At 41.5% G+C, this 11,954-nt stretch carries 7 protein-coding genes; 5 read left to right on the top strand and 2 right to left on the bottom strand.

Annotated elements, in window-relative coordinates:
- Positions 1-5 precede the first annotated feature (5 nt).
- Both MKX41_RS00195 and MKX41_RS00190 read right to left on the bottom strand, forming a co-directional pair.
- A complete protein-coding gene (locus tag MKX41_RS00195) occupies positions 6-1,598 on the bottom strand; it encodes an S-layer homology domain-containing protein (protein ID WP_340968033.1) in 1,593 nt (530 codons plus the stop codon).
- A gap of 617 nt (positions 1,599-2,215) precedes the next feature.
- Complete coding sequence (locus MKX41_RS00190) at positions 2,216-4,579, bottom strand: AraC family transcriptional regulator (RefSeq protein ID WP_340968032.1); 2,364 nt, start codon at positions 4,577-4,579, stop codon at positions 2,216-2,218.
- Between the two features lie 225 nt (positions 4,580-4,804).
- On the opposite strand from MKX41_RS00190, the gene MKX41_RS00185 reads away from it, so the two are divergent.
- The 5 genes from MKX41_RS00185 to MKX41_RS00165 all read left to right on the top strand — a co-directional run bounded on the left by MKX41_RS00185 (position 4,805) and on the right by MKX41_RS00165 (position 11,951).
- Positions 4,805-5,776 (top strand): ABC transporter permease, encoded by a 972-nt coding sequence (locus MKX41_RS00185; protein WP_060625408.1) that lies wholly within the window; start codon positions 4,805-4,807, stop codon positions 5,774-5,776.
- A 103-nt stretch (positions 5,777-5,879) separates the two neighbouring features.
- The gene (locus MKX41_RS00180) at positions 5,880-6,767 is read left to right on the top strand and encodes a carbohydrate ABC transporter permease (protein ID WP_340968029.1); all 888 of its coding nucleotides are present in this window, start codon (positions 5,880-5,882) and stop codon (positions 6,765-6,767) included.
- 50 nt (positions 6,768-6,817) lie between these two features.
- Entirely contained in the window at positions 6,818-8,413 is a 1,596-nt protein-coding gene (locus MKX41_RS00175; protein ID WP_340968027.1) for an ABC transporter substrate-binding protein, read from the top strand.
- Between the two features lie 151 nt (positions 8,414-8,564).
- Entirely contained in the window at positions 8,565-10,721 is a 2,157-nt protein-coding gene (locus MKX41_RS00170) for a hypothetical protein (RefSeq protein ID WP_340968026.1), read from the top strand.
- A gap of 15 nt (positions 10,722-10,736) precedes the next feature.
- Complete coding sequence (locus tag MKX41_RS00165; protein WP_340968025.1) at positions 10,737-11,951, top strand: Gfo/Idh/MocA family protein; 1,215 nt, start codon at positions 10,737-10,739, stop codon at positions 11,949-11,951.
- Positions 11,952-11,954: the final 3 nt, after the last annotated feature.

Here is an 11,954-nt window from a genome sequence, read left to right as displayed (position 1 = left end):
AGAGCTTATCTGTTATACAACTTATACAAGATTACGGCAGCCTCAGCTCTAGTTGTCTTGCCAGTTGGATTGATCTTGCTGCCATCTCCTGTAATAATTCCTTCATTAATTAAGGATGCTACACTTTTTCGTGCATAACTTGCAATTTTGTCCGCATCATTAAATCTCTTAAGATCCACATTGCTTCCTTCTACACCTGATTTACCTGCAATTTGAAGTGCTTTCTCTACCATTACCATCATGTCTTGTCTACTAATTTGCGCACTTGGTTCAAATTTATTGTTTCCTAAACCAGATGTTATACCTAGTGCTTTGGCTATAGCGACTTCGTTATAGTAATGAGCATTTGCTGCGATATCATCAAAGCTTCCATTGATATCTGTTTTAAGTCCTAATGTATTTACTAGCAGCTTCAGGAAGTCTGCTCTCGTAATATTTTTTTGAGGAGAATAGGTTGTTTCACTTGTTCCTCTTATGATGTTTTTGGAAGCTAGTACAGATATCTGGTTTTCTGCCCATTTATACTTGGCGGTGTCTTCAAACGTTTTCTTTACAAAACCTATCGCATAGGTTCCATTTGTCATGCCATTTACAGTAACTTTGCCTGTTTCTTTGTTATATCTGCCGTTTAAAATGATGGTCAAGCTGCCATCCTTAGCTACTTGATATACGACGATATATTCATAATCTGTAGCTTCATTTCCTACAGGCTTGTAAGAAATGGCGATCTGAATGTCCGCATTTACAGGCTTGCCTTCTTGTAACATGGATACTTGAATACCTGCTCTATTACCTATCGTTTCGCTTGCAATGGGTGTAAGGCTACTCTTGTCCATTGATCTAATGACAACATCTACTTTACTATTGATATCTTTTGCTAAGGATTTAATCGTGTCATTGGTTAATACAATATCACCAAAGCCAGTGCTTATTGTGACATCTATCTTTCCAGTCTTTGCTGCTATTTTCCCTACAGGGATCGTTACCGTATTTTGCTTCGCATTATCTGTAGTTCCTATTTTTATGGTAAGTTGCTTTACTCCAAATTCATCTGTTACAGCACTATTAATCGCCGAATCTACATCGTCACCTTTAATTTCAACACTTACATTTCCGTCCTTATCAGGCTTTACATGATCATAAGAGATGCAACCATCTTTAATTGTAGGCTCTTGGCTCGGATTTGGAACCGGATTTGGAACCGGATTTGGGACCGGCGTTGGTGTTGGATCTGGTTTTGGATCTGGTGTTGGATCAACCTTTCCAGTCAACGTTGCTGATGAAACCAATGTTCCATTCATTCCATTCACATATACAATATGCTCTTCTACCTTTTCCAAAGCACCTGTCGTAATCGAACCTGAAATGGTACCATTTACATTTGCTTGAACCTGCCCCATCACTTTAAGGGTGTCATTTACTTTATCAACTACTCTTACCATATAATCCTTACTTGCTTCATATCCTTTACCCTCTATAGCAACAACGCCCTTATTATAAGTTGCTTTTAGATTAGTAGAAGCTGCAAAAACATTGATAGGCAATATGACTATACATAGTATTGCTGTAAGTATTGCAGGAATAATTCGTTTACGCATACTATTTCCTCCCGATGTTTCATTTCATTCATAAATTCTTTATATGGTACTCGTATGTTTCGACTTAACTAGAAACACCTGTTGTACCCAAGATAGTGCATTTTCCCCTTCAATTTGTTCATTATCCGCAAAGGCCAGACCTGTAAAACCAGTTAGGAAAATACCAACAGTTAGTGAAGCGCTTACATTTATTTCTCGCAGACATTTTTAAATGTTTCTTAGCGACTCCTCCATTTTTAAAAGTTAAAAAAACTTCTACTACAACTTATTTTCCTAACTTCCAAGTATCAAGCTGTGCTTCTTTGCAACAATAATCTTGTTCATGAATCCCCCCTAGGTTGTTAAAAGGCTGCATTCTTTTGATATAAATCAACTCAGCTATTCAACAAAATATACAGCTGAGTTACTTGCATTGTAGCCGGCTTATTCTCTAGCCAGCAATCTCAAAAAATGTACTATTTGATGTTTTTCTGCTTTTTCAAAACGAATAATACTCCCTGTACCTCATATTTTTAATATTTTCTCTAAGATCAGTCCAAACAAAAAAAGCCCACGTCTCCAACGAAAGAGATAAGGGCCAATAATCAAAAACTTAATTATGCTGTACAAGCCTGAATTCAATCATCATCAACATCATGTCCCAGATGCAGCCTGTATTCGCTGAGAGACATACCAAAATGCTTCTTGAATCGAGTATAAAAATAATTGTTTCTTTCAAGGCCAATCTTCTCAATAATCACCGACAAGGTCAGGTTGGTGCTTCGCATATATTCATCCAACTTTTTCATTCGCAAATCAAAGATGTATTGTGCTATCGACTGCCCGTATGACGTTTTAAACAATCGACCTACATAATTCGGAGACATACGCAACTTTTCAGCAATTGAACTTAAACATAAGCCAGTATCGGAATATTCCTGTTCTACAATTCCGATAATGCGCTGAAATAAATAATCGTTATTGTTTGACGAGTTTTTTAACATCACTACCTTACTACAGAGCTTTGTCAAAAAGGTATTCATAACATCATCAATATCCGTGCTCACTTCTGCATCTTGCAGATTGTGCAACAGCTCCTGCAAAAATAGATCTTGATTATCCTTTACGGAAGGTATTTTGCTAAGTACACCAGAATAAAGGCAATAAACCAAATGTATAATGCACGATATGATTTCATTGTAAGAACATTTATACAGCTGCTTTTTGATAGATTGATAGATAACGACAGCATCTTCAATATTTCCTTCAAGTACTTTTTCGATCAGCTGTTCTTCCTTCTTCACAGGTACATGGAAATCATCCATATTGATTTCATCCATCATATAAGGAGAAATAATGCATCCATGTCCATAACGGATCTTGAGTTGAATCGAACCCTTCATACTGTTATACATGCTGGGTAAATGTTCCATCCCCTTAAACAAGGTGCTGTACGTCATAGATAAAGATATACGAATAAATTGTTGCGTTTTATTTTGTACTTCGCGTAAATATCGCTCTATTTTTTCCTGCACCAACTTAAATTGCGTTACTTCTGCACAATCAACTAGTACTACAAATTTATCAGAATCACAACTAAATATTTCACACGGAATTTCCTCCGCTATTTCTGATGCAATATTCACAATAGCATAACGCAATGCCCAACGCTCTTCTTGACTATTTTCTGACCTAAATACACTGTAATTATCTATTTTGAATAGACACATACACAGCTGATTGGAGGCGATATAATCCAAGTCCAGATCATGAAGCTTGTCCAGAATAGTATTCATCGAATACGTTGAACTTTCACTTAATAGGGAATTTAGTAAATCTTGTTTGGCAGCATAGCCGGTTTCGCGCATGAGTTTATCAAGCTGCAAATTTTGCTCCTTCATCGATTCAAATACCGATAGAATAACTTGAAATTCTTCCGTGTCGGACACGAGTGGATTGCTTTTTTCAGGTGCTTCCCCATTTATGATTTTCGTAATGGCTTGAATAGGATTGTTCAGTCTACGTGCCAAGAACAGGCAAATGACTGCACAAAAAATAAATACAGCTGCTACGATCCCTGCAGACACGATTGATGCAGTGATAACATCCTTGAAAATTTTTTTGAAGGGTGTAACTCCCATGATGTACCAGTTGTTTGCATTACTTTTACTGCTCGAAACAAGATAACTGATTCCGTCAATTTTTTGCACCTGATTCATGTTGCCGTCCAGTTCCTGAGCTTTCCGGCCTAATGTCCGCACTTCACTCATGTCATGGGCAAAATCCGGTGAGAGGACCATGCTTAAAATAGAACCGTTCGAAACCACAAAAAAAGACGTTTCAGGAACTGAATCACTATTGTTAATCGCTTGGATAGAGTTCGTAAGCGCTTTCGTTCGAATGTTGACAACGATAGCATTTTTTAGGCCAGATTCCGTATTCCCTGGTTCAAATAATATATATGAACACACATTTGCCGGTTGTGTTGCTTCATCAACAGATGCCACAATGGGTCGACCACGGTACTCTTTTACAAATTTTTTGTCCGTTAACAACTTTGCAATGGCCTGATCTGAAAATGCAGACGATGACTTAAGTTCACCGCTGCGTGAGGAGTAGTACAAATCCAACCCCGTATTGTAAAGATACACGCTATCGATGTCGTTCAGTGTCAGAAAGTGTTTGTCAATTACCCTGCTTGCTGCAATTGCAACACGCACATCATTCTCATCCATGTTTAAATAGGCGATGATATCTTTGTCGGTGTATAGAGCATTTCCAAATTTTTTGGCGGTCTCGTCGAGATAGGTGATACTGTAATTGGATTGAGCAATCAGTTTTTCGTTATAGCCGTTAATTAATGAAATCGTAGTACGTAAATAATTAAATGTCAAAAAAGTCGTAAGTAAAACAGTGATGATAATCGAGATAATCAAAAAAGAGAAAAAAGATTTGCGTAAAAAGCTCGTTCTACCTTTTTGTGTTTTATTTGAGAGCTTCATTAAGACCTCCAAGTGACAGCTTCCTAAGAATATATTGATTATTATTATAGTGATAAATTAATTATACCTCAACGATTTATAACTCTTTGTAGAAATCGTTGTTTTTTAGAGATACACAGTGTTGAAAAACAAAAAGAACAACATATTTGTTTGTTGAAGCTCCCCCCCCCTCTTAGCTACAGTAATAGCAGACGTACAACCAATGCAGAGAAAGGGGGTGAAACAATGAAGACGATTACAAATGCAATTCCGAATCGCACGGGTAAGCCTCGCAGAACATTGCGCAGCATGCGCCGTCAGACACCTTTCTATTTAATGATGGCACCTGGATTAATTTTTGTTGCGATCTTATTTTACATCCCGATGGTCGGCGTTATCATTGCCTTCAAAGATTACAATGCACGCGATGGTATTCTCGGAAGTCCATGGATGGACCCGCTATTCAAAAACTTTGAGTTTTTCTTTAAATCCGACGCAGCGAGAAGCGTTACCTTCAATACACTTTTTTACAATGTAATACAAGCAGTTGCCGTTACGCTTTGCGCATTGGCACTGGCTATTCTATTAAATGAAGTAAAACACAAATTTGTATCTGCTACCTATAAGGGATCGATATTGCTGCCGACCTTCCTCTCATGGATTGTCATCCAGTTCATTCTCTTCAGCCTACTAAGTGTTGACCGTGGTATTGTCAATAGCATGATTAGCGAAAACGGTGGAGAGACCATTTACTGGTACAGTGAGCCGTCCTACTGGCGATACATTTTGCCAATTGCTTATATATGGAAGAACGTCGGTTACTATTCGGTGCTGTATGTAGCGGCGATTGCCGGGATTAATACCGACTACTATGAAGCTGCGCAACTGGACGGTGCTTCGAAGTGGCAACGTATTAAACATATTACATTGCCGCTTTTACAACCAACCATCATTGTTCTTTCACTGCTATGGGTTGGGAAATTGTTCAATGGCGGTCTGGGTGACTGGAACGGATTCTACACGCTTCCAAATGATGCGGGTGCTCTTTACTCAGCAACAGACGTTATCGACACACTTGTATTCCGCTCGCTGAAAAAGGTCAATGACTACGGCATGGCGTCGGCAATTGGTTTATATCAAGCGGTAGTTGGTTTCTTCCTTGTGTTGATCTCGAATTACATCATTAAAAAGAAGGATCCCGATAGCGCACTATTTTAATCGATCCGAAAGGATGAAAATTGCACTTTCTGATCGATCTGCAGAAACGGAATACTGTCTTTGAAAAAAGTCTTAAATCCGTTTCTAATTGGGAGGAAAATACATGCTTCTGAGAAAACTACATTTTTCGAAATTAGTGATTCATCTTACGTTTATTGCCATGAGCCTAGCCTGCATCCTTCCGCTGATTTTGGTTGTATCCATATCGTTTACGGACGAGCGATCGTTGATGCTTGACGGATATCGCTTCTGGCCCAAAGAGTTCAGCACAGCAGCTTACCAGTATGTATTCAGTGGAGCAGGCTCTATTCTAAATGCATATGCCGTTACGATTTTTGTGACGGTTGTCGGCACACTATTACATCTGCTGATTACTTCCATGCTGTCGTATTCACTGACACGTCCCGAAGTGACTCATCGCAAAGCGCTCACTTTCTTTGTGTATCTTCCGGTTTTGTTCAACGGCGGTCTTGTTCCGCAGTACATTTTGCTGACGCGCATCCTGCATTTGAAGGACACCATCTGGGTGCTGATTATCGTCTATCTGGTGTCGACGGTTAACATACTGATTATGAAAAATTTCTTCCGTACGATTCCAGATTCATTAATCGAATCAGCGCGTATCGATGGCTCGGGTGAAATCCGTACTTTTTTCCGGATTGCATTACCGCTTTCCAAACCGTCGCTTGCAACCATCGGTTTGTTTGTAGCCATTGCCTACTGGAATGACTGGATGACCGCATCATTGTATATTGAATCACAAAATCTACGCCCCCTACAATATCTGCTGCAATCTTTGATGAACAACATTGGATATTTGCAGTCGAACGCACAAGCTTCACAGTCAATGGAGGCTGCTATTGGAATGCTGCCTAGTGAAGGCGCGCGCATGGCAACTTGCGTACTCGCCATCGGCCCTATTATTTTGCTGTATCCTTTACTGCAAAAGTACTTTGAAAAAGGCTTGACAATAGGCGCTGTAAAAGAGTAGTTTTACCGGTAAAACACCGGGAAATTAAATAAAAATTAGGGGGAACTACAATGAAAAGATTTTCCGCAATTCTGTTGTCTGTAACGATGGTATTTACCATGATGCTGACCGGCTGCGGGCAGAAAGAAGCAGGCTCTACCGACGATTCTGCTCCGGATTCTGCTTCGGCTTCTGCTCCAGCTGATGAAAAGTTGGTTGAGCTCAAATTCTACATGATGAACAGCCCTGTCAATGACTTTGACCGCGTCATGAAGAAGGCGAACGAAATCATTGGCAAAGAAATCAATGCAAAACTGGATCTAATTCTTGTAGACAGCAGCACATATGCCGAGAAAATGAATCTGATGATCAATTCCGGCGACGATTGGGATCTCAGCTTCACTGCAAACTGGGGTGGCATTAACTTCTTTGAAAACGCAACCAAAGGTGCTTATGCTGATCTGACTGACCTCCTCCCTAAATATGCGCCTGAAACTTATTCCCGTATCCCTGAAGGACTGTGGGAAGGCGTTAAAGTAAATGGCAAGATCTATGGACTCGTGAACTATCAACAGTGGGGCACTGCCAAACGAGATGGCTTTAAATTCCGTTCTGATCTTGTAGATGAAACCGGTTTTGACTGGAAAGCCTTGAAAGACAAGACTGCAATTGATGCACTTGATAAGATAGGGCCTTTCCTTGGCGATGCTCTGGCAAAACACCGAGAAATGATCGGGTTTGAGACCAGTTCCATTGAAAGCTTGTTTGCCAGCAATCCGCTGTTATGGAACATGGAAGCCGTGGGTGATACTAGCATCCCTGGCTGGATTAACCTTGACAATCAAGACAAAGTCATCAACCAGTTTGAGACGGAAGATTTTGCGAAGTACACTGAAATTATGCGTGACTGGTTCCTCAAAGGTTATGTTCGCAAGGATGGCGCAACAGTAAAAGATACTTCTCCTGATCGTAAAGCAGCTAAATTTGTCGCTGAGAAAACTGGCAGCTGGCCTGACGGCATTGAATATCCTGGTAATCCTGATGCCAGCAATATGTCTATGACTAAAAGCGCAGGTAATGCTCCTGCAGTTACCGTTTCTACCTCTCGCACGATGATTCCTGCGGGCGCAGCTTCTACTGCTGCTATTGCAATCAATTCCGAATCCAAACATATTGAAAAAGCTTTACAGTTAGTTGAACTGCTCAACACCAACGATGATCTGTACAAACTGATTACGCTTGGTGAAGAGGGCGTTGACTACAATTACGACGAAAATGGCAAGTTTACTATGGTTGAAGGCAAATACAATTTCAACTTTAACGAATGGCAAATTGGTCAATCTTACAGCCCTAACTTCAACCGTACTAACTATGACAAGAACAAAGATGGTGAGATTCAAAGAGAGACTCAAAAAATCATCTATGAAGCTGACAAAACAGCAGAAATTTCACCAGTAACGGGCTTCGTCTTCGATTCGACACCTGTAAAAACTCAGCTTGCAAACTGCTCTGCTGTTACCACCGAAATGATTCCGGCACTAAGCTCCGGTTCAGTTGACCCTGCTAAAGTATTGCCAGAATTCCTCAAGCGCCTGAAAGCTGCAGGTGTGGACGACATCATCAAAGAAAAGCAGGCTCAATATGACGCCTGGAGAACAAACAAATAATCTCACACTCCTTTATGAAATCCGGTGTATGCAATATTTTACACCGGATTTCTATTTAATAAGTGAAAATAGAAAGGAACCCACTATGCGTTATTCTCTTATGTGTAAAACTTTTAACGGCAGTGAAGTACTAGACTGTGAGAAAGTTTCCGTGAATCTAGAAAACAGTCAACATACTTTTTCCCGCTACCCTTGCAGTGCTTCGATTACAACGCATACCCTGCCGCATGGCCAACGTTTGGATATTACCTTGTCTTTTCACGAAGATACAACAGTTCCGATGAATTTTTCACTTTCGATGGAGGCCGGACAATGGGAAAAAGGCAACTATGTGTTGATGCCAGGTGCAGTTTATAATGGTAACCGCTTTACAAGCTTGCCTCTTCCCTATCCGCCTTATTATGAACCTCCATATAATAGTCATTTTGCGGATGCAGAAGTTATTACCAGCATTCCGCATCTGGATATTGAGAAGATGCAGTCGCAAATTTCTTTGCTCTCTGGTGATATGACTTCGCCCTTATGCGGGTTCTATGATTTCAATGATCAATCCGGTTCTATTCTTCTGGGAAAACATCAGAGTGACAATTTTTATACAGGCTTTACAGTAAATGAAAATCAAATCGACTATCAAGCTACTTTTACGCTTTCTGTCCCGGGCGTGCGTGAAGCTGAACAATATTTTTTTGGTGATCAAAATGATGGTCTAGGCTTTCGCCCAGACGTCACAGCTCCTTCGCAAGATACAGGTGCATTTTTTAAGCAAGGAGATCTACTCACGCTGACTGCTTGTATTTATCATTGGCAGCAAATAACATTGCATGACTTTTTTCAGCAGGTAAACAGTACCAAAACAACTTTAGAAACCTCAAAGAACTTTTATAGTGTGCCATTATATAAAGCATATACCAGTATCAAAGAAAAGTACCAAAGAGAAAACTTTACAGAAGAAGGATATTACTCTGTAGGGACCGACTGGAATATACCTCAGCAGTGTTGGCAAGCGGGCTGGATCGGCGGAGGTATGAACAACTATCCATTTTTATTGGAAGATAATTCTGAAGCTCGGCAGCGCGCGATTTCAACTCTCCGCTTCATCTTTTCACGCTTACAGCATTCCAATGGCTGGGTGTATGGCATGTATGCACACGGAAAGTTCTATAGTGACGGTGGTGACAGTAAAAGCGATTCGATTCTGTTAGTTCGAAAAAACGCAGATTTGCTCTATTTCGTAATGAAGCAACTATTGTGGCTTTCGGAGAATCACCACTCCACCATCGAGTTTGAGCAACCCGTAAAGGCTCTTTGCGATGCATTTGTACGGTTGTTCCGAAAATACGGGCAGCTCGGACAGTTCATTGATATGGCTACAGAAGAAATAGTAATAGGCAATTCTGCCGGAGCGTGTATGGCTGTAGGCGCGTTGGCACTGGCAAGTGAATATTTTCAGTCTGCGGAATATCTCGATGTCGCCGAACAGCTCGGTGAGTATTATTACAATAACTATTTAGAAAAAGGCATGCTGAACGGCTGTCCAGGAGAAATCTGTCAAGCACCGGACAGCGAAGCGGCCTTCGCCATGCTGGAAAGCTATGTCCAGCTCTATGAAACGACCCGAAAGAGCATCTGGCTATCCTATGCGGAATATACCAGTGAAATTGCCATGACATGGGTCATGAGCTATGACTTTGTGTTCCCTGCACATAGTACAGCTGCAAAGCGTGGTGTGCATAGTAGCGGTACGGTATTTGCCAACGCGCAGAACAAGCATTCTGCTCCTGGGATTTGTACACTTTCAGGCAACAGTCTTCTCAAGCTGTTTCGTTTTACTGGCAATGCAAAATATCTGCAGGATCTACATGCCATTGCACACAGTTTACCGCAGTATGTATCTCTGGCGGAAGATCTGGAGTTTACCCTCGAAAAGAAATATTTGCCTCCAGGCTATATGAATGAACGTGTGCAAACAAGTGATTGGGAAGGCAAGGAAACCGTTGGTGAATTCCTCTATGGCTCCAACTGGCCGGAAGTTTCCATGCTGCTTACGTTTGTGGAAGTACCCGGGGTCTATGTGGATTTTACCAGCCGCACTGTTCAGGTATTCGACCATGTCGAATGCTATGTTACACAGTGGGATCAGGATTCCATACACCTGGAATTGTATAATCCTACAGCGTACAGCACGATGGTTACGCTGCTTGCGGATGAATGCACATACGCTCGGCGCTTAACGCATAATTACTTTGCTCAAATGAAAACGGTGAATATTTCCGCTGGTGAGCATAAACAAATTGAACTAAAAAAATAATAGGAGGTCCTCCCTTTGTTGAATATTGGTGTTATTGGATACGGCGTGCGGATCGACATGCTGATGGATGATTTGTTCGCGCTACCTTATGAAGTCCAGATCAAGGCAGTAGCAGACCCCAACCATGATCGCGTGCAGGCTTTAATGAAGAAAGACGGCTCCAAAGAATCGATGCACCAAATGGGAATCGATAAAATCGACGGACTTTTGCGCAGCTGTGAGATGAATCCGGATACCATTACATTTTATACGGATGCGGACGAAATGCTGGATAACGAAAAACTGGATGGCGTGATCGTAGGTACGAACTGCAACACGCATACCTATTTCGCCAAAAAGGTGTTGGATCGCAATTTGCCGCTGTTTTTGGAAAAACCGGTGGCAACTACGATGGAGGACCTGAGAATATTAGCCGATTGCGAAGCGAAAGCAACGGCTCCCACAGTTGTTTCCTTCCCGTTACGCGTTACACCGCTGGTGCAGGAGGTCAAGCGTATTCTGGATGCCGGTACGATTGGCAAGGTGGAGCATGTACAGGCCTTCAACGATGTTCCCTATGGATTTGTTTATTTCCACGACTGGTATCGAGATGAATCCGCATCTAAGGGGCTTTTCCTGCAAAAAGCAACGCATGATATCGATGTCATCAACTATCTGCTCGGTGAAGAACCCGTGAACGTTTGTGCCATGAAATCCAAACAAATTTATAAAGGCGACATGCCTGCCGGCCTTCGCTGCAGCGAATGTGACAAATGGGAAACCTGTATGGACAGCACTTACAATATCACTCATGTGCGGAATGACATTCCGCGTAACGACTATTGCGGCTTTGCGGTAGACACCGGTAACGAAGACTCCGGTAGCATGATTGTGAAATACGAAAGCGGCATGCACGTCATGTATTCGCAGAACTTCTTTGCCCGCAAAGGGGCTGCGCGCCGAGGGGCTAGGTTATATGGCTATAAGGGCACCGTGGAATTCGATTTCGCTACCAATGAAATTAAAGTATTTGATCACATGAGTAATAAAGTAACCACTGTGCGTCTCGATGATCAAGGCTCGCGTCATGGCGGCGGTGATATTGTACTCATGCGGAATTTTGTACACCTGATGCAGGGCAGAACCACCGAATCCGTTGCTCCACTAAAAGACGGGATTCGTAGCGCCCTTGTATGTCTACAAGCCAAAACGTTTTCCGAAAGCGATCAATTTTATCCTGTCACTTTATAAATC

It is taken from the genome of Paenibacillus sp. FSL R5-0475 (assembly GCF_038004585.1).
GTDB lineage: Bacteria > Bacillota > Bacilli > Paenibacillales > Paenibacillaceae > Paenibacillus_AQ.
The sequence above is the reverse complement of the archived record's forward strand: the minus strand, read 5'-3'. Positions and strand labels throughout refer to the sequence as shown.